We start from the raw sequence: 22,262 nt of genomic DNA on the forward strand, positions 1-22,262 counted from the left end.
CATGAGGCGGCGCTCCCAGTCGGCCACGGCGGCGCGCAGCACGGGATGGGCGGCGAGCAGGGTTTCGAAGCGGCGGCGGGCGGGGCCGCGCAGGGTGCCGGCGACGTATTGGGCGGCCAGGGCCTCGGCGCGGTTTGGGCGGGCGTAGTCCATCAGTGCGCCTGCCCGGCTTGCGCCGTGTCGCGCTGCGCCGCGCGCTCCAGGCACTGGCGCAGCGTGGCCAGCGCGCGCCGCACCCAGGACTTCACCGTGCCCAGCGGCTGGTGCAGGCGGTCGGCGACCTCGGCGTGGCTCAGGCCGTCGTAAAAGGCCAGCGCCACGCTCTGGCGCTGCTGGGGCGTGAGGGCCTGCACGCAGCGTTCGAGCTCGCGCGCGTCGCTGGCGCGCTGCAGCAGCTCCAGCGGGCCGCCGCCCTCGGGGGCGGGCGGCTCGGGGGCCGCGTCGTCCTCGTCGCGCGGGGTGGTGGAGACGGTCTGCGGCTGCGCTTGGGCGCGGCGCAGGCTGTCTATGGCGCGGTGGCGGGCGATGCTGGTCATCCAGGTCAGCGGCTGGCTGTGGGCTGCGTCAAAGCTGGCCGCCGCCTTCCAGATGCTCACGTAGATGTCCTGGAGCAACTCCTCGGCTTGGGCCCTGTCGCGCTGGATACGCAGCACCACGGCGAACAGATGCGCGCTGCTGCGCTGGTAGAGCGCGGCGAAGGCGCGGCGCTCACCCAGCGCACAGCGGGAAAGCAGCTCGGCCAGCTCGCGGCTGCGCTCGTTCCAGTCCTGGAGGTGGGTCTTCATCGGCGGGGCGGATGATGGCCCCTCCCTACAATCCGCGGCAAGGAACATTTGCCATGCCGCGCGAACAGGAATTCATACTCACCCTCTCCTGCCAGGATCAACCCGGCATCGTCCATGCCGTCTCGGGGCTGCTGTACCAGGCGGGCTGCAACATCATCGACTCGCAGCAGTTCGGCGACGTCGGCGCGGAGGACTCCACGGGCCTCTTCTTCATGCGCGTGCACTTCGAGGCGCCGGCCCACCTGGCCGACGCCGCCACGCTGGAGCGGCTGCTGGGCAACATGCGCCAGCAGTTCCGCATGGATGCCAAGCTGCACGCCGTCACGCAGCGCCCGCGCGTGCTGCTCATGGTCAGCAAGTTCGGCCACTGCCTCAACGACCTGCTGTTCCGCTGGCGCAGCGGGCAACTGGCGGTGGACATCCCGGCCATCGTCTCCAACCACCCCGACTTCGCCGAGCTGGCCGCGAGTTACGGCCTCGCCTTCCACCACCTGCCGCTGCCCACGGGCGCCTCCGCCGAGGCCAAGCGCGCGCAGGAAAGCGAGATCGAGGCGCTCATCGAGCGCGAGCGCATCGACCTCGTGGTGCTGGCGCGCTACATGCAGATCCTCAGCCCCGAGTTCTGCAAGGTGCTGCATGGTCGCGCGATCAACATCCACCACAGCTTCCTGCCCAGCTTCAAGGGCGCCCGGCCCTATGCGCAGGCGCATGCGCGCGGCGTCAAGCTCATCGGCGCCACGGCCCACTACGTCACGGCCGACCTGGACGAAGGTCCCATCATCGAGCAGGACGTCGAGCGCGTGGACCACGCCCTCTCCGCCGACGACCTCACCGCCGTGGGCCGCGACGTCGAGAGCGTCGTGCTGGCGCGCGCCGTGCGCTGGCACGTCGAGCACCGCGTGCTCATGAACGGGCACAAGACGGTGGTGTTCCGCTGACGGAGAAACGAACGCCATGGCGCGACCGAAGTCCCAGACCGCCGCGCTCATGGCCTCGCCCGAGGACATCGAGGCCGAGTTCTACGAGGCGCTGCAGCGCGGCGACCTCGAGCGGCTCATGGCCGTGTGGAGCGACGACGAGGAGATCATCTGCGTGCACCCCGGCGGCCCGCGGGTGATCGGGCCGCTGGCCGTGCGCGCGACCTTCGAGGCGCTGTTCGCCGAGGGCCCCGTCAACGTGCGGCCCGCGCAGGTGCGCCGCGTGCAGGCCGCGGGCTGCGCCGTGCACAACCTGCTGGAGCGGGTGGAAGTGCTCACGGCCGAGGGGCCCTTGACCGCGTGGGTGCTGGCCACCAACGTCTACGTGAAGGGTGCGTTGGGCTGGCGACTGGTGGCACACCATGCAAGCGGCGGCTCCAGCGAGGAGCCGCCGGAAATCTCCGAGGCTCCTCCAGTCCTGCACTGAAATCCGAGATGGAATACACCGCTCCGTACTGGCTGCCCGGCGGTAACTTGCAGACCATCTGGCCAGCGCTGTTTTCCCGCCGCTTCGAAGGCCCCGCCCCCAACTACACGCGCGAGCGCTGGCGAACGCCGGACGGCGACTTCGTGGACGTGGATTTCCAAAGCGGCCCGCCCGGCGCGCCGCTGCTGGTGCTGTTCCACGGGCTGGAGGGCTCGTCCAGCAGCCACTACGCCCAAGCCTTCGCCGCCACGGCGCGCGCGCTGGGCTGGGCCTACGCGGTGCCGCATTTCCGCGGCTGTTCCGGCGAGATCAACCTCGCGCCGCGCGCCTACCACTCCGGCGACCATGCCGAGGTCGGCTGGATGCTGCAGCGCCTGCGCGAGCGCCACGGCCGGCCCTTCATGGCCGTGGGCGTTTCCTTGGGCGGCAACGCGCTGCTGCGCTGGGTCGAGGAAAGCGGCGACATGGCCGCGCGCTGCGTGCAAGCGGTCGCCGCCATCAGCTCGCCGCTGGACCTCATGGCCGGCGGCCACCACATCGGCGCGGGCTTCAACCGGCTGGTCTACACGCGGCTGTTCCTCAACACCTTGAAGCCGAAAGCGCTGGCCAAGCTGGCGCAGCACCCGGGGCTGTGCGACCGCGACAAAGTGCTGGCCGCGCGCACGCTCTACGAGTTCGACAACGCCTTCACCGCGCCGGTCCACGGCTTCCGCAACACCGAGGACTACTGGACGCGCTGCTCCTCCAAGCCGCATCTGCACCGCATACGCGTGCCGGCCCTGGTGCTCAACGCGCGCAACGACCCTTTCGTCCCCGCAGCCAGCCTGCCGCGGCCGCAGGAAGTGGGCGACCATGTGACGCTGTGGCAGCCGCTGGACGGCGGGCACGTGGGCTTTCCGCACGGCGCCTGGCCCGGCCACGTGCTCACGCTGCCCAGCGCCGTCACGCGCTGGCTGCAGTCGCCGCGCTGAACGAAGTTTTTGGAAATACCGACATGGACGACATCGTCAAGGCCGCGATGAGCAAGTGGCCCAACGTGCCCGCCGCCCGCGGCTGGCTTGGGCTGGACGCACGGGGCCAGTGGTTCCTGCGCGACGAGGCCACGCAGGCCGCCGGCGGCTTCCCGCAGTCCAAGGGCAGCCGCATCGAGCACGAGGCGCTGTGCGCCTTCATAGGCCGCAACTACATGAGCGACGGCGCCGGCGCCTGGTTCTTCCAGAACGGCCCGCAGCGCGTGTACGTGGAGCTCGAAGCCGCGCCCTGGGTATGGCACCTGGACGATGCCTTCCACATCCAGGCCCACAACGGCGCCGCGGCTCAGTGGCGCGGCGCCTGGCTGGACGAGCTGGGCCGCCTCTTCCTGGACACCGACCTGGGCCTGGGGCTCGTCCACAGCCGGGACGTGCCCCTGGCCGCGCAGGCGCTGGAGCAGGGCCACTGGACGCTCAACGGCGAGCTGCGCTTCGAGGAGCTGCCCGCGCGCTTCAACTACCGCCTGAGCCCCGCCGCCCTCGTGGACCGCTGGGAACAGGCCGGCGCGCAGCCGCCCAAGCTGCCCGCAGCCTGAAGCGCGCATCGAGGCGCCCATGAAAAAGCCGGCCCGCGGGCCGGCTTTCGTTGGAGCGCGAGGCGCTTACTTGGACGCGTTGACCATGTAGGTGACGACGGCCTTGATGTCGGCATCGGAAGCGGCCGAGCCGCCCTTGGGCGGCATGGCGCCCTTGCCCTTGATGGCGCTGGCGGTCAGGGCGTCAATGCCCTGCGCGGCGCGCGGGGCCCAGGCGGCCTTGTCGCCCACCTTGGGCGCACCGGCGACGCCGGCGGCGTGGCAGGCCTGGCAGGTCTGGGTGAACAGCGCCGGGGCGGCATCGCCCTGGGCCGCCGCGGGCGCGGCAGCGGGTGCGGCCGCCGTCGCCGTGGCGGCAGGAGCCGCGGCAGCCGGGGCGGCGGCGGTGTCGCCGGCCGGGGCCTTGGGCTCGGGGAACTTGGCGCCGGCCTTGTTGGCCATGTAGACCACGGCGCGGCCGACTTCCACCTCGCTCAGCGCGCCGCCGCCTTGCGGCGGCATGGCGTTCTTGCCCTTGAGCGCCGAGCTCAGCAGCGCCTCGTAGCCGCTCTTGATGCGCGGCGCCCAGGCGGCCTCGTCGCCGAACTTGGGCGAGCCCGCGGCGCCGGTGCCGTGACAGGCCGAGCACTGGGCCTGGAACACCTGCTCGCCGGTCTTGAGCACGCCCGCGCCGCCGGCATTGGCCTCGCGGATCGTCACCGTGCCCACGGGCTGGATGCGGCGCGCCACGGCCTCGGCGGCCATGAAGTCGGAGCCCGCGCCGGGCTTCTTGCCCGCGCCCACGTAGGTCACCAGCAGCACGATGCCGGCGATGGGCACGATGAAGGCGAACAGCACGGCCCAAATGAGCTGCCTGGGCGTCTTGATCGGACCTTCGTGCGGCGCTTCGTGGTCAGGGGTGTGGTGGCTGTTGCTGGTCATAAATCCTCGGCCAAATTCCGGTTGGGCCCGGCGGCGGCTCGGCGCGCACGACGCGCACGCTTTGGGGCGCAAAAAAACCGCCGAAGTATATCGGCGCACCCCCTGGAGAAAGGGGCCTGCGGCGGGGCTTGCCGCGACTTGCCACACGGTCCCGTGCGGCAAGGAAGCGCCCCCGAGTGCACGGCCCAGGCAGCGGCTTGAACACGCCTTTGCACGCACGCGGCGGTAGGGCTTCGCGGCATGGCTACAATGGCGGTTTCGGCGCCTGTAGCTCAATGGATAGAGTACTGCCCTCCGAAGGCAGGGGTTGCTGGTTCGATCCCAGCCAGGCGCGCCAATAACACCAACAACTCAAGCAGTCTCAGACGCCTTCGGCCTGCAACGGGCCCTGGTTTTCCGGAAGGCGTCCGAACAATCCACCGCAGTTCTGTCCACCGGTCGGGTGTGCGTGTCCCGGCCAGCACTGCGGCTGGGCTGGTCGTCCTTGCCGGCGCCTGGCCTTGCCGCCTTCATGAAAGGTGCCGCCGATGCAACGCTCGACGAAACGACTGGCCCTGCTGCTGGCCCTGCTGGCCGGCTGCGCCACGGGCCCGTCCCTGGCCGACACCCCCGCTGCGGCCGACACCCCCGCGCAAGTGCCGCAAGACCTGGTGCAAGGCACCGCCGCCACACCGGCCGACCTCGCCGCCCAACCCGCTGACGCCGCCGAGCGCCCCGCGCCGTCCCGCTCCCTGTTGAGCCAACTGCTGCAGCGCGGCCGCGCCTCCTGGTACGCGCACCACTTCCACGGCCGCCGCACCGCCAGCGGCGAGCGCTACGACCGCACCGAGCTCACGGCCGCGCACCGCACGCTGCCCCTCAACAGCTACGCCCGCGTGCGCAACCCGGCCAATGGCCGCGAGGTGGTGGTGCGCATCAACGACCGCGGCCCCTTCAACCGCGGCCACGTCATCGACGTGAGCCACGCCGCCGCGGCGCGGCTGGGCATCCTGGGCAGCGACCGCGAGGTGGAAATCGAGCCGCTGGCCAACGGCGGCGCGCGCCACGCCAGCCAGGAGCCCACGGCCTCCCGCCTGGTACCCACGTCCTTCTCCAGGCGTGTGGCCGCCAGGACCGCCGCGAAGGCCGCAAAGGCCTCCACCAAGACGGCCGCGAAGACCCGCACGACCACCACCGCCAAAGCCACCGGGAAGGCGGCCCGCAAGCCGCAGCTCGCCGCCGTGTCGGCGCCGTCCCACAAGCTGCGGCGCCACCGCCTGACAGACCGCACGTCGGCCCGCACCTAGTCTCTGCAGCCATCGAGGCTGCGGAGACTTTCATGGCACGGCACAAAGGCAAGGCGGCGCTGGCCCTGGCTTGGGCGCTGTGCGGTGCCCTCGCCTGGGCACAACAGCCCGGCACGGACGCCGGCAGCATGGTGGAGACGGTCGCAACACCCGCCGCCGTGAAATACCTCAACGGCGGTGCGGGCGACGAGGAACGCTCCGCGCTCATGGCGCAATGGCCGCAATTTCCGCTGCTCATCGTCTTCAGCGCCTCCGGCGGCGCCTACGCCGTGGCCGACGGCGTGCGCGTGGCCAACGCCCAGGGCACCACCGTGCTGGAGGTGGCGCAGGCCGGCCCGTTGCTCATGGTCAACCTGCCTCCGGGCGAGTACCGCGTGCAGGCCCGCGTCGGCGACGCCGTGCAGGAACGCCGCCTGCAACTGGGCAGCCAGCCTCAGCGCCTGGACTGGCGCCTTTAAATCCCCGCGCGTGCCGGCCCGGCCTGCCAAAAAAAACGCCCGCCCCTTGCGGGGTGGGCGCGTGAAGTCCTCATGAAAAGGACGTCGTTGGGACCGGCAGGCCGGGTGCGCCGCACGGCTGTGCGGCGCCCTGGGCAACTCTCGCAATTTAGGCAAGGTCGGCACGAGCCAAACCCCCGGACCAGGGGACAATGCCGCGATGAGCCCGCGAAACGCCCCCGAACTTTCCCCACTGGACGAACGCGAGCTGGAAGAGCTTGAAGCCCTGCTCGACGCTGTGCCCGCCCCGCTGGAGCCGCTGGACGTGTCCATGACCGACGGTTTCCTGGTCGGCGTGCTGCTGCAGCCCCAGACCGTCCCGCCCGCACAGTGGCTGCGCCACATCACCGATGCGGACGGCCGCGAACCGCCCAACACCCCGTCGCTGCAGCGGCTGCACGCCCTGGTGCGCCGCCGCCACGCCGAGCTGGAACGCACCATCGCCCAGCGCCAGTGGTTCGACCCCTGGGTGTGGGAGCTGGACGAGGACGCCAGCCCCTCGGAGGCCGTCATGCCCTGGGTGGCCGGTTTCGCCACGGCCATGGAGTTCTTCCCCGCCCTCATGCGCATGGACGGCCCCGCGCTGCTGGAGCCGCTGGCGCAGCTCTTCATGCACCTGGACCCCGAGGACCTGGAAGACGCCGACGAGCTGCTGGCCGAGATCGAAACCCTGGAGCCGCCCGCCGACATGGCCGAGGCCGTGGAGATGCTGGTGCGCGCCAGCCTGCTGCTGGCCGACGTCTCGCGCCCGCGCAAGGTGAACCCTCCCGCACGCAAGACGCACCGCCCGCGCCCGGCGGGCGCCGCCCCCGCCCCCGCCCGCCGCCCGCCGCCACGGCGCTGAGGCCTGCGCCGACGCTCAGCCGCTCAACCGCCCGCCTGGAAGCAGCGCGCCGCGTGCAGCCCTAAACCCTGGGCCACGCTGGCGAAGCGCTCGCCGCGCACGCTGCGCGCGGCCGGGAAGGCGGCGGCAATGCGGCTGGTCAGCGGCTGCAAGCCCGTGGAGCCGCCGGTGAAGTACAGGGCGTCCACCCGGTCCGGCGCCACGCCCGCGCGGCGCACCGTTTCCACAGCGGCGTCGGCAATGCTTTGCAGATCGGCATCCAGCGCCTGCAGCGCCTGAGGCTCGTCCAGTTCCGAGAACAGTCCCGGCTCCAGCAGCGACAAATCCACTCGGGCTTGGCCGGACGACGCGACGTCGATCTTGGCGCCCTCGGCCAGCGCGCCCAGCGCGTGGCCCAGCCGCTCCTGCACGGCCTTCATGAGGCGGCGGTGCTGGTTCGCGTCGGCATAAAAGTCCTTCATGGCGCGCAGCTCGGCCACACGCGGCGGCGTGTAGACGGTATTGATCAGGTGCCAGGTGGCCAGGTCGAAATACACGGCGCTGGGCACCTCGCGCCCGCCCGGGCCCCGGCCCTTGAACCCGCAGGCCGGCAGCACGGACAGCAGCTCGATGCGGCGGTCGAAGTCGGTGCCGGCCACGTGCACGCCGTGGCTGGCCAGGATGTCGTCCTGCCGCTGCAGCCGCGCCGCGCGCTTTGGGCCCACACGCACCAGCGAGAAGTCCGAGGTGCCGCCGCCGATGTCGGCGACCAGGACGAGCTCCTCGCCCTGCACCGTGCGCTCGTGGTCCAGCGCCGCGGCAATGGGCTCGTACTGGAACTGCAGCTCCTCGAAGCCGACGGAGCGCGCCGCGGCCTCCAGCGAGGCTTGCGCCGCCGCGTCGCGCGCGGCGTCCTCGTCCACGAAGAACACCGGCCGGCCCAGCACGGCGCGGGTGATGGGCGCCCCATGCGCGCCTTCGGCCTGTGCCTTCAAGCGGCGCAGGAAGGCGGCAATGACGTCCAGGTATTTCACGCGGTGGCCGGCGCCAATGTCCGTGTCCTGCGTCACCAGCGGCGAGCCCAGCACGCTTTTCATGGAGCGCATCAAGCGGCCATCGAAGCCGTCCACGTAGGCGGCGATGGCCGCGCGGCCGTAGTGCAGCTCGGGGCCGGCCGCCGAGTCGGGGTCCACCGCGTAGAACACGGCGGTGGGCATGGTGGGCTGAGGCCCCTCCAGCGCCACCAGCCGCGTGGCGCCCGCGGCGGCGGCCTGGTCAGGCACGGCCACGGCGGAGTTGGAGGTGCCGAAATCGATGGCGCAGAAGGACATGGGCACTCGCGCAGCGCCGCAGGGGCGCCGGAAAAAAGGGCGCGATTGTAGGCGCGCCCTTCTCAACCGCGGCCCGCGCGGGCCTTCGCCCGGCTCAGACCGCCAACAATTGCCAGGCCACGGCCCCCATGGCCAGCGCCACCAGGGCGTCCACGCAGCGCCAGGTGCGCGGCTGCGCGAGCTTGGGCGCCAGCGCCGCCGCGCCAAAGCCCAGCGCCGTGAACCACATCACCGAGGCCGTGGACGCGCCCGCGGCGAAAACGGCCGGTTGCGCCTGCTGCGCGCCCAATGCGCCGATGAGCAGCACCGTGTCCAGCCAGACATGCGGATTCAGCCAGGTCAGCGCCGCCGTGGTCAGCAGCACGCCGGCGCGGCTCTGCGAGGCGCCGCCCGCGGCCAGCGCGCTGTCCCCCCGCCAGGCGCGCCGCGCGGCGTTCCAGCCGAACCACAGCAGGTACAGGGCGCCTGCCCAGCGCAGCGGCGCCATCAGCGCGGGCGCCTCGCGCAGCAGCCCGCCCAAACCCAGCACGCCGGCGAAGACCAGCACCGCGTCGGACAGCGCGCACAGCGCCACCACCGGACCAACGTGGGCGCGCAGCAAGCCCTGGCGCAGGACGAAGGCGTTCTGCGCGCCAATCGCGACGATCAGGCCGGCCATCGAGAGCCAGCCCTGGACGAAGACGGAAGTTGAAACAGTCATGCCGCACATTGTCGAAAGCCTGGGCTCGCGCATGAAGCTGATTTAATGAAACTCCGCCTTCATCAGAACAGCTTATGGACAACCTGGACTCCGCCGCACTGGACTGCCTGGCCGCGCTGGCCGACGAGGGCAGTTTCGAAGGCGCCGCGCAGCGCCTGGCGGTGACGCAATCGGCCGTGTCGCAGCGGCTGCGCGTGCTGGAATCCCAATTGGGCCGGCCGCTGGTGGTGCGCGCGCGCCCGCTGCGCCTCACGCCCGCGGGCCAGGTGCTGCTGCGGCTGGCCCGGCAGTGGCAGGCGCTGCGGGTGGATGCCGCGGCCGAGCTGGGCCTGCCGCTGCCGCGCTTGAAAATGCCCATTGCCGTCAACGCCGACAGCCTGGCGACCTGGGTGTTGCCGGCGCTGGACGCGCTGGTGCAGCAGGAGGAAACGCTGGCGCTGGAGCTGCTGGTGGACGACCAGGCGTTCACGCAGGAGTGGCTGCGCGATGGCTCGGTGTTGGGCTGCGTGAGCACGGGCCGCGAGCCGCTGCGCGGCTGCAGCGCGCAGGCGCTGGGCGTCATGCCCTATGGCGCCTTCGTGAGCCCCGCCTTCCTGGCGCAGCGGCTGCCGCAGGGCCTGCACGAGGGCAACGTGGCGGCCATGCCTTTCATCGTCTTCAACCGCAAGGACGACATGCACCAGCGCTGGGTGGAACGGGCGATGGACCTGCGCGCGCCGCGCCTGCTGGAGCGCCACGTCCCCTCCAGCGAGGCCTTCATGCAGGCCACGCTCATGGGATGGGGCATCGGCGTGCTGCCGCTGCTGCAGGTGCGCGCGGCGCTGGAGCGCGGCGAGTTGGTCGCGCTGCGGCCGCAGGCACAAGTGCCTGTGGCGCTGTACTGGCACCAGTGGACGCTCAAGGCACCCTCGGCCGCGCCGCCGCTGCTGGACCGCATAGGCCAGGCGCTGCTGGCCCAGGCGCGGTGCGACCTGGAGCCCCCGCCTGCGGCATAGAAAAAGCGCCCCGGAGGGCGCTTTGGCGAGGCGCCGCAGCGGGCGCCGGACGGTGCCGTTGAAACGCTTTTCAGCGCACCAGCAGCACGGGCGTCTTGCAATGCGCCATGACCTTGGTGGCGACGGAGCCCATCACCAGGTTGCCCAGGGCGCTGTGGCCGTGCGAGCCCATGATCAGCAGGTCGAACTGGCCCTTGTCGGCGAGGCCGGCGATGTGGTCGGCGGCATGGCCCACCTTGCTGACGTACTCGATGGCCACGTCCTTCTTCTTGAAGAAGGCGCGGATGGGCTTGAACACCTTGTCGGCCTCGCTGTCGTAGTAGGCCTTGACCACGTCCTTGTCCAGCGCGGCTGCGGCGCGCGGCGGCACCGCGGGCACCACGTGCAGCAAGGTGTACTGGTGCGACCCGGAGAGCCACTCCTCGTGCTCCGCCAGGTAGGCCAGCATGTGCTTGGTGTAGGGGCTGCCGTCGACGGGAACGAGGATCTTCATGTGCTGCCTTCCAGGGGGTATTGGAAAGGCCAGTGTCGCACGCACTCCTCGGGGCGCCTTGTCCAAAGTCAAGGCGCACGCCGCGCGTGCGCCCACGGCCGGGGCCTACAGCTCTATGAGGCGCAACGGGTCAAAACCGTCCGGCTCTCCCTTGTTGGCCGTGCCGCGGGCCTGGCTGACCACGCGGGTGTGCCGACCGTCGGGGTGCTCCACCACGTAGTCGTGGCGCAGGTGCACGTGGCCGTGCAGCCACAGGTCCACGCCGGGGAAGAGGTCGTCGTCGGCGTTGCAGAAGCTCGCCGTGCTGGCCTGGCGGCCGTAGCGCGGGTCGGCGCTGCGCAGGCTGGGGGCGAAGTGCGTCACCACCACGGTGGCGTCCCAGCGCCCCTCGGCCGGCTCGGCCAGCTCCTGCTCCAGCCACTGGCGGCACAGGAGGCCCTCCTCGCGCACCGCGGCGGCGTCGAACACCGCGCCGCCGCGCGTGGACTGCTGCACCCGCGCGAAGTAGCCGCCCGCGCGCTGCGCCTTGGTGCGCTGCAAGGCGCCGAAGACTTCGAAGTCGCTCCAGCGCACCGTGCCCACGAAGCGCACGCGGCGTCCGTCGGCAGCGGTCCAGACGAGGCGCTCGCGCTCCAGCAACGTGAAACCCAGCTCGGCGCAGCGCGCGCGCAGGCCGGTCCAGGCCTCGTCCATGTCGCGGCGGTCGAACTCGTGGTTGCCGGCCACGAAGATCACCGGCACCGGCCAGTGGGCGAACAGTTCCAGCCCCTTCCAGCGGCTGTCCAGGTCGCCGGCCAGCACCAGCAGCTCCGCGCCCGGGGCGGGCTGCGGAGTGAACGACTCGGTTTCGAGATGCAGGTCGGAGAGCAGCTGCAGCCGCATGCGCTTGCTCAGCTCAGGCCTTGCCGTGGCACTGCTTGAACTTCTTGCCGCTGCCGCAGGGGCAGGGGTCGTTGCGGCCGACCTTGGGCGCGTCGCGGCGCACCTGCTGCACGGCGTAGCGCTGGTCCTGGGTCAGGTCCCACAGCTCGGCCACGGCCATGATGAGGTCGTCGATGGCCTCGTCCACGCTGGCCAGGGGCAGTTCCTTGTCCATGGTGGAGAGCACCTCGCGCTCCTCGTCGGACTGCGCGGGCAGGTGCCGGAAGATGCGCGCCAGCGTGAGGTCCACGGCGTCGTCGTCGGACTCCATGAGCGCCGGGAAGCACAGCGTGGCGTGCTGGAAGCCGGCCACCCAGGGCATGAGCGGGCGGGAGGTTTCCGGCAGCGACGCCTGCAGCGCCTTGGCGTCGTCCACGGCCTGCTGCTCGTACTCGCTCAGCGGCACGTCCGGCTCGGCAGCCTCGCCCTCTTCTTCCGGCACGTCCGGGTCGAGGATGATGGGATCGAAACCGCCGTCCTCGGCCAGGGCGCGGTTGAGCGCCTCGTAGCGGCGGCGGATGAGCGTGGTGCAGCGCTCCAGCCAGGCGCCGTCCACGTCGGCGGGCAGCGGCTGCTGCTCGATGTCGAAGATGGGCGGCAGCCAGTCGGCCTCGTCCAGCAGCTGCGGCTGCACCAGCACGCCGCAGAGGTAGCCATCGAGCATCACCACGTCCAGCGGCTGCAGGTCTTCGGGGGCGGCTGCGAGGAGCTCGTCGAGCTCGCCGAGCTCCTGGTCGGTCAGGTCTTGTTTCATGGTTGGGATTGTCGGCGATGGCGCCGCCACGGCCGGCAAAGGGCCGGCGGCGCCGTCAAAAACGCAAAAAGGCCCGCGCGGGGCGGGCCTTCAGAGCGGGGCAAATGCCGCGCCGGGGGCTCAGGCGGCCAGGTGCTGCTCCAGGCGGGCCTTGGCGGCGGCCAGCTCGGCGGGCAGGTGGCTCTTGAGCATTTCGAACAGCTCGTCGTGCAGCTTGATCTCGTGCTGCCAGGCCTCGCGGTCGATGCTGGTGACGCTGTCGAACTGCTCGCGCGAGAAGGCGAGGCCCGTCCAGTTCAGGTCCTCATAGCGCGGCGTGGTGCCGAAGAGGTGCTCCTCGCCCGCCGGGGCGGTGCCGTCCACGCGGCCCAGGATCCACTGCAGCACGCGCATGTTCTCGCCGTAGCCCGGCCAGGTGAACTTGCCGTCGGCGCCCTTGCGGAACCAGTTGACGCAGAAGATGCCGGGCAGCGTGGCGCCCTGCTCCTGCAGCTTGGCGCCCAAGTTGAGCCAATGCTTGAAGTAGGCGCCCATGTGGTAGCCGGCGAAGGGCAGCATGGCGAACGGGTCGCGGCGCACCACGCCTTGCTGGCCGGCGGCCGCGGCGGTGGTCTCGCTGCCCATGGTGGCGGCCATGTAGACGCCCTCGACCCAGTCACGGGCCTCGGTCACCAGCGGCACCGTGGTGGAGCGGCGGCCGCCGAAGATGAAGGCGTCGATCACCACGCCCTCGGGGTTGTCCCACTCGGGGTCCAGCACCGGGTTGTTGGTGGCGGCCACCGTGAAGCGCGCGTTGGGGTGCGCGGCCTTGCGGCCGGTTTCCTTGGCGATCTGCGGCGTCCAGTCCTGGCCCTGCCAGTCGATGAGGTGGGCCGGGGCCTCGTCGGTCATGCCTTCCCACCACACGTCGCCGTCGTCGGTGAGCGCCACGTTCGTGAAGATCACGTCGCGCTGCAGCGAGTCCATGCAGTTGGGGTTGGTCTTGCTGTTGGTGCCCGGGGCCACGCCGAAGTAGCCGGCCTCGGGGTTGATGGCGCGCAGCTTGCCGTCGGCGGTGGGCTTGATCCAGGCGATGTCGTCACCGATGGTGGTGACCTTCCAGCCCTCGAAGCCCGCCGGCGGCACCAGCATGGCGAAGTTGGTCTTGCCGCAGGCGCTGGGGAAGGCGGCGGCGACGTGGTGCTTCTTGCCGGCCGGGTCGGTCACGCCGAGAACCAGCATGTGCTCGGCCAGCCAGCCCTCGTCGCGGCCCATGTTCGAAGCGATGCGCAATGCAAAGCACTTCTTGCCCAGCAGCGCGTTGCCGCCGTAGCCGGAGCCGTAGGACCAGATCTCGCGCGTGGCCGGGTAGTGGACGATGTACTTGGTCTTGTTGCAGGGCCAGGCCACGTCCTTCTGGCCTTCGGCCAGCGGCGCGCCCACGGTGTGCACGCAGGGGACGAACTCGCCGTCCTCGCCCAGCAGCTCCAGCACGCGGCGGCCCATGCGGGTCATGATGCGCATGTTGACAGCCACGTAGGGGCTGTCGGAGAGCTCCACGCCCAGCTGGCTGATGGGCGAGCCCAGCGGGCCCATGGAGAACGGAACGACGTACAGCGTGCGGCCGCGCATGGCGCCGCGGAACAGCGCGTTCTCGCCGGTCTGCAGCAGCGCGCGCATCTCGGCCGGGGCCATCCAGTTGTTGGTCGGGCCGGCGCCTTCGGCGGTTTCGGAGCAGATGAAGGTGCGATCCTCGACGCGGGCCACGTCGCTGGGATCGGAGCAGGCCAGGTAGCTGTTGGCACGCTTGGCCGGATTCAGCCGCTTCATGGTGCCGCCGTCCACCAATTGCTGGCAAAGGCGGTCGTACTCTTCTTGAGAACCGTCGCACCAGTACACGTCGCGGGCTTCGGTCAGCGCAGCGATTTCGGCGACCCAGGTGATCAAACGGCTGTGACGAACATAAGCGGGAACGTTCAAGCGCAAGCCTTCCATGGCGGGTTGGTTCATGAGAACTCCGATCTCTGACTCTGGAAAAAACAAGGCGGCATTGGGTCAACCTCGCCCTCGCGCGAAGTTGGCCGAATACCGTCAGGCTGTGCGACGCGCCCTGGATCGCAGGGGCGGTTTCGCCCGGGTACGGCCTTCGATTCCAACCGCCGGGCGTGCAGTGTGGCGGCAGTGTAATGGCGTGGTAACCGCCCCGGACCTGGGATAGCGCAAGCTTGGTGCATGGCAATTGGAGGGACGTGGGGTCTTTCACGCTGGAGTGCGCCCGGCGGCAAGCGACATGCCGTGGTGCAATTCCGACACCGGCACCTGACTTTTTTCACGATGCAGCTCTTGAGCCTCAACACCCTGATCCTCCGCGCCGACGGCAGCGCCGAGCCCCGCCGCCGGCCTGCGGCCGAAGCCATGGACGTGCAGCGCTTCGGCCTTGCCGGCGAACCGCCCGCACCCACGCTGACACGGGCCCTCTTCGCCTATCCCGCCGAGCACTACCCGCTGTGGCAAACGCTGCGCGCCCAAGCCCGCGCGGGTGAATGGGGCGAGGTCCTCCCCTACGGTGCGTTGGGCGAAGCGCTGACGCTGCAAGGCCTCACCGAAGCCCAGGCCTGCGTGGGCGACGTGCTGGTGTTCGACAGCGGCTGCGAGCTCGCCGTGAGCGAGCCCCACGTGCCCGGCCCCGAGCTGGATGCGGCCCTGGGTTTCAAACACGCGGTGCGCATGATGTTGCAATCCGGCTTCACCGGCTTTCACTTGGGCGTGCGCGTCGGCGGCACGATCCGCAGCGGCGACCGTTTCACGCTGCGGCCCGGGCCGCGCGACGTGAACATCGCCGAGCTGTTCCGCGCCCGAAAAGGTTGAGTGGGAGAGCGGGCCCTGACGGGCCTTCAAGCGGGCGGCCCCGGCGGGCCGTTCCAATCCGGCCGCTGTCAGGTTGCCGCGCGCAGCGCCTGGCGGCGCAGCCGGCGCCGCTCCACCAGCGTGAACAGCGGCCCCATGAGCACCAGCACGGCCAGGTAGCGCATGACGTGGAAGGCCGTCACCAGCGGCACGCCCAACTGCAGCACCTGCGCCGTGATGCACATTTCCGCCATGCCGCCGGGCGAGTTGCCCAGCAGCACCGCCGCGGGCGCCAGGCCCGCCACCTGCGCCAGCAGCCAGGCAAAACCGGCGGAGACGGCCAGCAGCGCCAGCGTGCCGGCGGCCACCGTGCCCATCCAGCGCGGCGCGGCGCGCAGGAATTCCGGCGTGAAGCGTGTACCCAGCGACACGCCAATGAGCAACTGCGCCGCGCTGGTCATGAACTGCGGCACCACCGACTCCGGCAGCACGCCACTGCCCGCCAGCGCCATGCTCACGATCAGCGCCCCCAGCACCCACGGGTTGGGCGTGCCCAGCCGCCGCAGCACCAGCGCGCCCCCCAGCGTGGCCGCGCCCAGCAGCGCCAGTTGCGCAGGCGCCAGCACATGAATGCCGGCGCGCGCTTCCAACGGATGAAAGCCCGCGAGCTGCAGCCCCCACGGCACCGTCAGCACCACCAGCAGCACGCGCAGCGAGTGCGCAGCGGCCACCCGGTCCACCTGCCCGCCATGGCGCTCGGCCAGCACCGCCATTTCGGAGGCGCTGCCAATCGCGCCGGCAAAAAACGCCGTGGCACGGTCCGGCGCGCCGCCATGCCTGAGCAGCAGCCGGAAAAACAGGCCGCCCAACAGCAGTGCCCACAGCACGCCGGCCAGCAGCGCCGGTGCCAGCCCAAGCAACTGCTGCAGCACCAGCGGCGTGAAGTGCAGCCCAAGCGCCATGCCTATGACCCACTGGCCGCCGTTGCGCATCACCTGCGGAATGCCCAGCCGCGCGCCGGCCGAGCAGGCCAGCGCCGTGGCCAGCAGCGGCCCAAGGGTCCAGGCCAGCGGCACGCGCAGCCGCTCGCACACCAGGGCGGCAGCGACGGCCAGCGCCAGCGTCAGCGGCCCGCGCGCCCAAGTGTGGGCGGCGGCGCGCAAGGGGCTGGCAAGGGCCATGGGCCGCGCGGCCTTCAGGCCAGCGTCGGGTAGTCGATGTAGCCGCTGGCGCCGCCGCCGTACAGCGTGTTGGCGTCCAGCGGATTCAGCGGCGCGCCGCGCTGCAGGCGCAGGCCCAGGTCGGGGTTGGCGATGAACGCCTTGCCGAAGGCCACCAAGTCGGCCGCGCCGCTGGCGACGACGTCCATGGCCATGCGGCGGTCGTAGCCGTTGTTGACCATCCAGGCGGCTTGCGTCTGGCGGCGCAGCGCGGCGTAGTCGAACGCAGCGACGTCGCGCGGGCCGCCGGTGGCGCCTTCCACCACGTGGACGAAGGCCAGCTTGTACGGGGCCAACTGCGCCAGCGCGGCCTCATAGAGCGCCTGCGGGTTGCTGTCCTGGCCGATGTCGTTGGCCGGCGTCACCGGGCTCAGGCGCAACCCCGTGCGGCTGCCGCCGATCTCGGCCGTCACGGCCTCCACCACCTCGCGCAGCAGCCGGGTGCGGTTCTCGATGGAGCCGCCGTAGGCGTCGGTGCGGTCGTTGCAGCTGTCGCGCAGGAACTGTTCGATCAGGTAGCCGTTGGCGGCGTGGATTTCCACGCCGTCGAAACCCGCCTCCATGGCGCAGCGCGCGGCATGGCGGTAGTCGGCCACGATGCCGGGGATTTCCGAGGTCGCCAGCGCGCGCGGCGTGCTCACCGGCTCGAAGCCCTTGGCGGTGTAGGTCTTGCTGTTGGCCGCGCGCGCGGTGGAGGACACCGGCGGCTGGCCGCCCGGCAGCAGCGAGACGTGCGAAATGCGGCCCACGTGCCAGAGCTGGATCACGATGCGCCCGCCGCGCGCGTGCACGGCGTCGGTGACCTTCTTCCAGCCTGCGACCTGCTCCGGCGTGTAGATGCCCGGCGTGTCCAGGTAGCCGTGGCCGAAATCGCTGATGGGACTGGCCTCGGTGATGATCAATCCGGCCCCGGTGGCGGGCGTGGCGCGCTGCGCGTAGTACGCCACCATCAGCGCGTTGGGCACGTGGCCGGGGGCGCGGTTGCGCGTCAGCGGCGCCATCACGACGCGGGTATCCAGGGCGATGTCGCCAATGCGTAGGGGGTCGAACAGGCTGGGCATGCTGAAGATGCGTGTACGGAATGAGAAAGTTCGCAGCCTAAGCGATTCAGTACTTACCCGCAGTCCCTGCCGGCGTAAGGCCCGCGGGTGCAACGGCTACAGTGCCGCGCATGCTTGCCTATCGACACGCCTTTCACGCCGGCAACCACGCCGATGTCCTCAAGCACCTGGTCCTGGCCCAGGTGCTGCGCTACATGAACGAGAAGGACAAGCCCTACACCCTCATAGACACCCATGCCGGCGCCGGCGGCTACTCGCTGCAAGGCCGCTATGCACACAAGAAGGACGAGTTTGAAACCGGCATCAAGCCGCTGTGGAGCGAAGCCTCCGGCCTGCCCGCGCCGCTGGCCGACTACGTGCAGCTGGTGCGCGACTTCAACGACGGCGGCAAGTTGACGCAGTACCCGGGCTCGCCGGGCATCGCGCAGCGCATCCTGCGCGAGACGGACCGGCTGCGGCTGTATGAGCTGCACCCCACGGACTGCCGCATCCTGGAGTCCTTCCTGGGCACACGGGCGCACACGCAGGTGTCCATGAGCGACGGCTTCGCCGCCATCGCCCGCGAGCTGCCCCCGCCGTCGCGCCGCGGCGTGCTGCTCATCGACCCGTCCTACGAGCTCAAGACCGACTACGCCCAGGTGGTGCACGCGGTGCGCGACGCGCTGCAGCGCTTCGCGCAGTGCGTGATCCTGGTCTGGTACCCGCAACTGCAACTGGTGGAAGCGGCACAGTTGCCCAAGCGGCTCACCGCCGCCGCGGCCGCCGCGCCCAAGGGCTGGCTCAACGCCAGCTTGAGCGTGGCCCAGGCCGGGCCGAACGGCTTCGGCATGACGGGCAGCGGCATGTTCGTCATCAACCCGCCGTTCACGCTGCACGACGCCCTGGCCGAGAGCCTGCCCGTGCTGGTCAACAAGCTTGGGCAGCACGACGGGGCGCGCTTCAGCATCGAGCAGCAGGCGGCCTGACCTGGCCGCGGCGCACCGATACTGCGCCGCCTATGAATACCGTCGCCTGGATGCCCCGGCGCGCCGCGCTCGTCCGCTGCGCGCCCTTCGCCCTCTTCATGCTGCTGCTGGCGCTGCGCGGCGCCGCGGCCGACCACGGCTGGCCGCACGCGCCCTGGCTGTACGCGCTCAACCTCGTGCTGGTGGGCGGCCTGCTGTGGGCCTGGCGGCGCGAGTACGCGGAACTGCGCGAGCGTCCGTCCGCGCGCGAGGCGCTGCTGTCCGTGGCCGTGGGCCTGCTGGTGATGGTGCTGTGGATTCACCTGGACGCGCCGTGGATGCAGATCGGCGAGCCCACCGCCGCCTTCGTCCCACTGGATGCCACCGGGCAGCCGGACTGGCCGCTGATCGCCGTGCGTTGGACCGGCGCGGCGTTGCTGGTGCCGGTGATGGAGGAGCTTTTCTGGCGCGGTTTCCTCATGCGCTGGCTGGAGCAGCCGGCTTTTGAAACCGTGGACCCGCGCCGCGTGGCGCTGCGGGCGGTGGCGATCTCCACGGCCCTTTTCATGCTGGCCCACACGCTGTGGCTGGCGGCCATCGTCGCGGGCCTGGCCTACGCGCTGCTGTACATGCGCACCGGGCGGCTGTGGAACGCCGTCATCGCCCATGCCGTGACCAACGGCGCGCTGGGAGCCTGGGTGGTGGCGACGGGGAACTGGCAGTTCTGGTGAGCGCCCCTCAGCGGGCCGCCGCTGCGGCGGCCCGCCCGGGTCAGACCCCGCGCGCGCGATCCGCGGCGAACTGCGCGCGGAACTGCTCGAACGTGCCCGCGTCCAGCGAGGCGCGGATCTCGCTCATCAGGTTCAGGTAGTAGTGCAGGTTGTGGATGCTGGTGAGCATGGGGCCCAGCATCTCGCCGCAGCGGTCCAGGTGGTGCAGGTAGGCACGGCTGAAATGGCGGCAGGTGTGGCAGCTGCAGGTCTCGTCCAGCGGGCGCTCGTCGCTGCGGTGGCGGGCGTTGCGGATCTTCAAATCGCCGAAGCGCGTGAAGAGATGGCCGTTGCGCGCGTTGCGGGTGGGCATCACGCAGTCGAACATGTCCACGCCGTTGAGCACGCCGTCCACCAGGTCCTCGGGCGTTCCCACCCCCATCAGGTAGCGCGGCTTGTGCTGCGGCAGCCGGTGCGGCGTGTGCGCCACGATGCGCTGCATCTCCGCCTTGGGCTCGCCCACGCTCACGCCGCCAATGGCGTAGCCGGGCAAGTCCAGCTCCAGCAGCGAGGCCAGCGACGCCTCGCGCAGCTGCTCGAACATGCCGCCCTGCACGATGCCGAACAGCGCGTTGGGATTCTCCAGCCGTTGGAATTCGGTGAGGCAGCGCCGCGCCCAACGCAGGCTCAGCTCCATGGACGACTTGGCCTCCGCCTCCGTCGTGAGGTGGCCCTTGGTCTCGTAGGGCGTGCACTCGTCGAACTGCATGACGATGTCCGAATTCAGCACCGTCTGGATCTGCATGCTGACTTCCGGCGTCAGGAACAGCTTGTCGCCGTTGACCGGCGAGGCGAACTTCACGCCCTCCTCGCTGATCTTGCGCATCTCGCCCAAGCTCCACACCTGGAAGCCGCCGCTGTCGGTCAGGATGGGCTTGTTCCAGGCCTCGAAGCGGTGCAGCCCGCCAAACTGCTTGACCACGTCCAGGCCCGGGCGCATCCACAGGTGAAACGTGTTGCCCAGGATGATTTGGGCGCCCATTTCCTCCAGCGAGGCCGGCAGCACGCCCTTGACGGTGCCGTAGGTGCCCACGGGCATGAAGATGGGCGTCTCCACCACGCCGTGGTTGAGCGTGAGGCGGCCGCGGCGCGCGCGGCCGTCGGTCTTGAGCAGTTCGAATTTCAACATGCGGGAATTGTCCCAAACCCCCGCCACCCGGCCGGTGTCTGGGGCCTCAAACGCCGCCGCCCCGGCGTGCACTTGGGCACGCGCGGGGCGGCGGTTCAAGCGAAAGCGGCGGATCGCGGCTCAGGCCGACCAGCGGCCGGGCGCCATCCGGCGCGGCCTTACTTCTTGGCGGTGTCCAGGGCCAGGATCCACTTCACCAATTGCTTGGCGTCGGCTTCCTTGATAGCGACGTGGTTGGGCGGCATGGCCAGGCCGGAGACCTTGCCCTTCCAGTGGCTCTCGTAGGGGTTGGAGCCGTTGAGCACGGTCTTGGTCAGCTGCTCCTCGGCGCCCTTGACGCCCTTGTACTTGGCCGACACGTCCTTCCAGGCCGGGCCGATGGGGGCCATGCCGTCCGGGCCGCTGGCACCGGGCTCGATGTGGTGGCAGGTCATGCAGCCGCTCTTGGTGGCCAGCGCCACCATGGCGTCGTCCTTCTTGTCGGCGGCCAGGGCGGCGGTCGAAGCCACGGCCAGACCGGCCAGCAGACACAAAGCTTGCTTGTTCATGGTTTACCCCTCTTGCGGTGTTGAATGGCCACACGGTACGCGGCGCAAGAGGCGGCAATTTGACTGACATCAATGTCGCTGGCGCTTTTGCCAGGCTGGAGCAACCGCAGCGTGACCCCTGCAACAGGGCTGCTCCAGGCCGGAGCAGCATGCAAAAACCGGGCAAGGGGCCTTGACGTCAAGCCGCGGCCCGCCCCGCGCCTCCGGCCGCGGTGCCGTATTTTCAGCGCCGGCGCTGCAGCACCATGGCGTCGCCGTAGCTGAAGAAGCGGTAGCGCGCCTCCACCGCGTGGCGGTAGAGCGCCCGCACATGCTCATGGCCGCTGAAGGCGCTGATGAGCATGAGCAGCGTGCTCTTGGGCAAATGGAAATTCGTGACCAGCAGGTCCACCACGCGGAACTCGAAACCCGGGGTGATGAAGATGTCGGTCTCGCGCGCGCCGGCCTGCAACTGGCCGCCGACGGCCGCGGACTCCAGCGCGCGCAGCGTGGTGGTGCCCGCCGAGATCACGCGCCCGCCCGCGGCCCGCGTTTCGCGAATGGCGGCCACCGTCGCCTCGCTGACCTCGAACCACTCGCTGTGCATGCGGTGCTCGGCCAGGTTCTCGCTGCGCACGGGCTGGAAGGTGCCCGCGCCCACGTGCAGCGTGACGCTGGCGCTGCGCACGCCACGGGCTTTCAAGGCGGCGAGCACGGATTCGTCGAAGTGCAGCGAGGCCGTGGGCGCGGCCACGGCGCCCGGGCGCGCGGCGAACACGGTCTGGTAGCGCTGGGTGGCCTGCGCCTCGTCGGCCTCGGTGATGTAGGGCGGCAGAGGCACGTGGCCGTGGCGCTCCAGCAGGGTGAGCGGGTCGCCGGGGAAGCGCAGGTGAAAGAGCGATCCGTCCACCCCGCCGCGGCCCAGCACCTGGGCCTCGAAGCCCTGGGCCAGGTCGTCGCCAAAGCGCACCACGCTGCCCGGCTTGGGCGACTTGCTGGCGCGCAGGTGGGCCAACACCTCGTTGTCGGGAAGCAGCCGCTCCACGAGCGCCTCCACCGCGCCGCCGGTGGACTTCTCGCCGTACAGCCGCGCCTTGATCACGCGCGTGTCGTTGAACACCAGCAGGTCGCCGGGCATCAGCAGCGAGGGCAGCTCGCGAAAGCCGCGATCCACCGGCAGCGGGCCGCGGCCGTCGAGCAGCCGGGAACCACTGCGCTCGGCCGCCGGATGCTGGGCGATGAGCTCGGGGGGCAGGAAGAAATCGAAATCGCTGAGGGTGTAGGTCGTCATGGCACAGGCTGTACCGG

General features: G+C 70.7%; 24 protein-coding genes and 1 tRNA gene. 12 read left to right on the plus strand and 13 right to left on the minus strand.

What is annotated here, in order from left to right:
- Positions 1 to 152 precede the first annotated feature (152 nt).
- A complete protein-coding gene (locus tag SM757_RS16120) occupies positions 153 to 785 on the minus strand; it encodes a sigma-70 family RNA polymerase sigma factor (protein WP_066337857.1) in 633 nt (210 codons plus the stop codon).
- 53 nt (positions 786 to 838) lie between these two features.
- On the opposite strand from SM757_RS16120, the gene purU reads away from it, so the two are divergent.
- Genes purU through SM757_RS16140 form a run of 4 tightly spaced genes read left to right on the plus strand, consistent with a single transcriptional unit; the run spans position 839 to position 3,756 of the window.
- Positions 839 to 1,723: a formyltetrahydrofolate deformylase gene (gene purU, locus SM757_RS16125; protein WP_066337859.1), complete on the plus strand. Its 885-nt coding sequence runs from the start codon at positions 839 to 841 to the stop codon at positions 1,721 to 1,723.
- Positions 1,724 to 1,739: 16 nt separating this feature from the next.
- Positions 1,740 to 2,189: a YybH family protein gene (locus tag SM757_RS16130; protein WP_322466277.1), complete on the plus strand. Its 450-nt coding sequence runs from the start codon at positions 1,740 to 1,742 to the stop codon at positions 2,187 to 2,189.
- Positions 2,190 to 2,197: 8 nt separating this feature from the next.
- Positions 2,198 to 3,160: a YheT family hydrolase gene (locus SM757_RS16135; protein WP_066337861.1), complete on the plus strand. Its 963-nt coding sequence runs from the start codon at positions 2,198 to 2,200 to the stop codon at positions 3,158 to 3,160.
- Positions 3,161 to 3,183: 23 nt separating this feature from the next.
- Positions 3,184 to 3,756, plus strand: coding sequence for a DUF2946 family protein (locus tag SM757_RS16140; protein ID WP_322466278.1), 573 nt, complete (start codon positions 3,184 to 3,186; stop codon positions 3,754 to 3,756).
- A gap of 66 nt (positions 3,757 to 3,822) precedes the next feature.
- Here the strand turns inward: SM757_RS16140 and SM757_RS16145 are convergent, their stop codons facing one another.
- Entirely contained in the window at positions 3,823 to 4,677 is an 855-nt protein-coding gene (locus SM757_RS16145) for a c-type cytochrome (protein WP_322466279.1), read from the minus strand.
- A 261-nt stretch (positions 4,678 to 4,938) separates the two neighbouring features.
- Between SM757_RS16145 and SM757_RS16150 the strand changes: the two genes are divergently transcribed.
- The 4 genes from SM757_RS16150 to SM757_RS16165 all read left to right on the plus strand — a co-directional run bounded on the left by SM757_RS16150 (position 4,939) and on the right by SM757_RS16165 (position 7,304).
- Positions 4,939 to 5,014, plus strand: a tRNA-Arg gene (locus SM757_RS16150).
- Positions 5,015 to 5,204: 190 nt separating this feature from the next.
- Positions 5,205 to 5,963 carry a septal ring lytic transglycosylase RlpA family protein gene (locus tag SM757_RS16155; RefSeq protein ID WP_322466280.1) on the plus strand — a complete coding sequence of 253 codons (759 nt, stop codon included), beginning with the start codon at positions 5,205 to 5,207 and terminating at the stop codon, positions 5,961 to 5,963.
- A gap of 32 nt (positions 5,964 to 5,995) precedes the next feature.
- Positions 5,996 to 6,421 (plus strand): hypothetical protein, encoded by a 426-nt coding sequence (locus SM757_RS16160; RefSeq protein ID WP_322466281.1) that lies wholly within the window; start codon positions 5,996 to 5,998, stop codon positions 6,419 to 6,421.
- A 199-nt stretch (positions 6,422 to 6,620) separates the two neighbouring features.
- Positions 6,621 to 7,304, plus strand: coding sequence for a YecA/YgfB family protein (locus SM757_RS16165; RefSeq protein WP_322466282.1), 684 nt, complete (start codon positions 6,621 to 6,623; stop codon positions 7,302 to 7,304).
- Between the two features lie 23 nt (positions 7,305 to 7,327).
- On the opposite strand, the gene SM757_RS16170 is transcribed toward SM757_RS16165, so the two are convergent.
- Positions 7,328 to 8,614 carry an Hsp70 family protein gene (locus tag SM757_RS16170; protein WP_066337867.1) on the minus strand — a complete coding sequence of 429 codons (1,287 nt, stop codon included), beginning with the start codon at positions 8,612 to 8,614 and terminating at the stop codon, positions 7,328 to 7,330.
- Positions 8,615 to 8,708: 94 nt separating this feature from the next.
- Complete coding sequence (locus SM757_RS16175) at positions 8,709 to 9,314, minus strand: LysE/ArgO family amino acid transporter (protein ID WP_322466283.1); 606 nt, start codon at positions 9,312 to 9,314, stop codon at positions 8,709 to 8,711.
- A gap of 74 nt (positions 9,315 to 9,388) precedes the next feature.
- Between SM757_RS16175 and SM757_RS16180 the strand changes: the two genes are divergently transcribed.
- Entirely contained in the window at positions 9,389 to 10,309 is a 921-nt protein-coding gene (locus SM757_RS16180) for a LysR family transcriptional regulator ArgP (protein ID WP_322466284.1), read from the plus strand.
- Positions 10,310 to 10,379: 70 nt separating this feature from the next.
- Here SM757_RS16180 and SM757_RS16185 read toward each other — a convergent pair whose 3' ends face one another.
- The 4 genes from SM757_RS16185 to SM757_RS16200 form a co-directional block, all read right to left on the minus strand.
- On the minus strand, positions 10,380 to 10,802 hold the full coding sequence (locus SM757_RS16185; RefSeq protein ID WP_322466285.1) for a universal stress protein: 423 nt from the start codon (positions 10,800 to 10,802) through the stop codon (positions 10,380 to 10,382).
- A gap of 105 nt (positions 10,803 to 10,907) precedes the next feature.
- Positions 10,908 to 11,684 (minus strand): metallophosphoesterase, encoded by a 777-nt coding sequence (locus SM757_RS16190; protein WP_322466286.1) that lies wholly within the window; start codon positions 11,682 to 11,684, stop codon positions 10,908 to 10,910.
- A gap of 13 nt (positions 11,685 to 11,697) precedes the next feature.
- Positions 11,698 to 12,477, minus strand: coding sequence for a YecA/YgfB family protein (locus SM757_RS16195; RefSeq protein ID WP_066337872.1), 780 nt, complete (start codon positions 12,475 to 12,477; stop codon positions 11,698 to 11,700).
- A gap of 120 nt (positions 12,478 to 12,597) precedes the next feature.
- Positions 12,598 to 14,466 (minus strand): phosphoenolpyruvate carboxykinase (GTP), encoded by a 1,869-nt coding sequence (locus SM757_RS16200; RefSeq protein ID WP_066337874.1) that lies wholly within the window; start codon positions 14,464 to 14,466, stop codon positions 12,598 to 12,600.
- Between the two features lie 333 nt (positions 14,467 to 14,799).
- Here SM757_RS16200 and SM757_RS16205 point away from each other — a divergent pair, with 333 nt between their 5' ends.
- Entirely contained in the window at positions 14,800 to 15,324 is a 525-nt protein-coding gene (locus tag SM757_RS16205) for an MOSC domain-containing protein (protein ID WP_322466287.1), read from the plus strand.
- Positions 15,325 to 15,392: 68 nt separating this feature from the next.
- Here the strand turns inward: SM757_RS16205 and SM757_RS16210 are convergent, their stop codons facing one another.
- Together SM757_RS16210 and SM757_RS16215 are read right to left on the minus strand one after the other, a co-directional pair.
- Positions 15,393 to 16,484: an AbrB family transcriptional regulator gene (locus tag SM757_RS16210; RefSeq protein WP_322466288.1), complete on the minus strand. Its 1,092-nt coding sequence runs from the start codon at positions 16,482 to 16,484 to the stop codon at positions 15,393 to 15,395.
- Between the two features lie 14 nt (positions 16,485 to 16,498).
- Complete coding sequence (locus SM757_RS16215; protein WP_322466289.1) at positions 16,499 to 17,584, minus strand: alkene reductase; 1,086 nt, start codon at positions 17,582 to 17,584, stop codon at positions 16,499 to 16,501.
- Positions 17,585 to 17,694: 110 nt separating this feature from the next.
- Between SM757_RS16215 and SM757_RS16220 the strand changes: the two genes are divergently transcribed.
- Both SM757_RS16220 and SM757_RS16225 read left to right on the plus strand, forming a co-directional pair.
- The gene (locus SM757_RS16220) at positions 17,695 to 18,549 is read left to right on the plus strand and encodes a 23S rRNA (adenine(2030)-N(6))-methyltransferase RlmJ (RefSeq protein ID WP_066337881.1); all 855 of its coding nucleotides are present in this window, start codon (positions 17,695 to 17,697) and stop codon (positions 18,547 to 18,549) included.
- A gap of 32 nt (positions 18,550 to 18,581) precedes the next feature.
- A complete protein-coding gene (locus SM757_RS16225; protein ID WP_322466290.1) occupies positions 18,582 to 19,259 on the plus strand; it encodes a CAAX prenyl protease-related protein in 678 nt (225 codons plus the stop codon).
- 40 nt (positions 19,260 to 19,299) lie between these two features.
- Here SM757_RS16225 and tgt read toward each other — a convergent pair whose 3' ends face one another.
- The 3 genes from tgt to queA all read right to left on the minus strand — a co-directional run bounded on the left by tgt (position 19,300) and on the right by queA (position 22,245).
- The gene (gene tgt / locus SM757_RS16230) at positions 19,300 to 20,427 is read right to left on the minus strand and encodes a tRNA guanosine(34) transglycosylase Tgt (protein ID WP_066337884.1); all 1,128 of its coding nucleotides are present in this window, start codon (positions 20,425 to 20,427) and stop codon (positions 19,300 to 19,302) included.
- Positions 20,428 to 20,585: 158 nt separating this feature from the next.
- Positions 20,586 to 20,975, minus strand: coding sequence for a c-type cytochrome (locus SM757_RS16235; protein ID WP_066337885.1), 390 nt, complete (start codon positions 20,973 to 20,975; stop codon positions 20,586 to 20,588).
- Between the two features lie 223 nt (positions 20,976 to 21,198).
- Positions 21,199 to 22,245 carry a tRNA preQ1(34) S-adenosylmethionine ribosyltransferase-isomerase QueA gene (gene queA, locus SM757_RS16240; protein ID WP_066337886.1) on the minus strand — a complete coding sequence of 349 codons (1,047 nt, stop codon included), beginning with the start codon at positions 22,243 to 22,245 and terminating at the stop codon, positions 21,199 to 21,201.
- Positions 22,246 to 22,262: the final 17 nt, after the last annotated feature.

It is taken from the genome of Azohydromonas lata (genome assembly GCF_034427735.1).
GTDB lineage: Bacteria > Pseudomonadota > Gammaproteobacteria > Burkholderiales > Burkholderiaceae_C > Azohydromonas > Azohydromonas lata.

Bases quoted from the DNA above. Each gene is read 5' to 3' on its own strand.
- SM757_RS16120 (WP_066337857.1), bottom strand. From the start codon at position 785: ATGAAGACCCACCTCCAGGACTGGAACGAGCGCAGCCGCGAGCTGGCC.
- purU (WP_066337859.1), top strand. From the start codon at position 839: ATGCCGCGCGAACAGGAATTCATACTCACCCTCTCCTGCCAGGATCAA.
- SM757_RS16130 (WP_322466277.1), top strand. From the start codon at position 1,740: ATGGCGCGACCGAAGTCCCAGACCGCCGCGCTCATGGCCTCGCCCGAG.
- SM757_RS16135 (WP_066337861.1), top strand. From the start codon at position 2,198: ATGGAATACACCGCTCCGTACTGGCTGCCCGGCGGTAACTTGCAGACC.
- SM757_RS16140 (WP_322466278.1), top strand. From the start codon at position 3,184: ATGGACGACATCGTCAAGGCCGCGATGAGCAAGTGGCCCAACGTGCCC.
- SM757_RS16145 (WP_322466279.1), bottom strand. From the start codon at position 4,677: ATGACCAGCAACAGCCACCACACCCCTGACCACGAAGCGCCGCACGAA.
- SM757_RS16155 (WP_322466280.1), top strand. From the start codon at position 5,205: ATGCAACGCTCGACGAAACGACTGGCCCTGCTGCTGGCCCTGCTGGCC.
- SM757_RS16160 (WP_322466281.1), top strand. From the start codon at position 5,996: ATGGCACGGCACAAAGGCAAGGCGGCGCTGGCCCTGGCTTGGGCGCTG.
- SM757_RS16165 (WP_322466282.1), top strand. From the start codon at position 6,621: ATGAGCCCGCGAAACGCCCCCGAACTTTCCCCACTGGACGAACGCGAG.
- SM757_RS16170 (WP_066337867.1), bottom strand. From the start codon at position 8,614: ATGTCCTTCTGCGCCATCGATTTCGGCACCTCCAACTCCGCCGTGGCC.
- SM757_RS16175 (WP_322466283.1), bottom strand. From the start codon at position 9,314: ATGACTGTTTCAACTTCCGTCTTCGTCCAGGGCTGGCTCTCGATGGCC.
- SM757_RS16180 (WP_322466284.1), top strand. From the start codon at position 9,389: ATGGACAACCTGGACTCCGCCGCACTGGACTGCCTGGCCGCGCTGGCC.
- SM757_RS16185 (WP_322466285.1), bottom strand. From the start codon at position 10,802: ATGAAGATCCTCGTTCCCGTCGACGGCAGCCCCTACACCAAGCACATG.
- SM757_RS16190 (WP_322466286.1), bottom strand. From the start codon at position 11,684: ATGCGGCTGCAGCTGCTCTCCGACCTGCATCTCGAAACCGAGTCGTTC.
- SM757_RS16195 (WP_066337872.1), bottom strand. From the start codon at position 12,477: ATGAAACAAGACCTGACCGACCAGGAGCTCGGCGAGCTCGACGAGCTC.
- SM757_RS16200 (WP_066337874.1), bottom strand. From the start codon at position 14,466: ATGAACCAACCCGCCATGGAAGGCTTGCGCTTGAACGTTCCCGCTTAT.
- SM757_RS16210 (WP_322466288.1), bottom strand. From the start codon at position 16,484: ATGGCCCTTGCCAGCCCCTTGCGCGCCGCCGCCCACACTTGGGCGCGC.
- SM757_RS16215 (WP_322466289.1), bottom strand. From the start codon at position 17,584: ATGCCCAGCCTGTTCGACCCCCTACGCATTGGCGACATCGCCCTGGAT.
- SM757_RS16220 (WP_066337881.1), top strand. From the start codon at position 17,695: ATGCTTGCCTATCGACACGCCTTTCACGCCGGCAACCACGCCGATGTC.
- SM757_RS16225 (WP_322466290.1), top strand. From the start codon at position 18,582: ATGAATACCGTCGCCTGGATGCCCCGGCGCGCCGCGCTCGTCCGCTGC.
- tgt (WP_066337884.1), bottom strand. From the start codon at position 20,427: ATGTTGAAATTCGAACTGCTCAAGACCGACGGCCGCGCGCGCCGCGGC.
- SM757_RS16235 (WP_066337885.1), bottom strand. From the start codon at position 20,975: ATGAACAAGCAAGCTTTGTGTCTGCTGGCCGGTCTGGCCGTGGCTTCG.
- queA (WP_066337886.1), bottom strand. From the start codon at position 22,245: ATGACGACCTACACCCTCAGCGATTTCGATTTCTTCCTGCCCCCCGAG.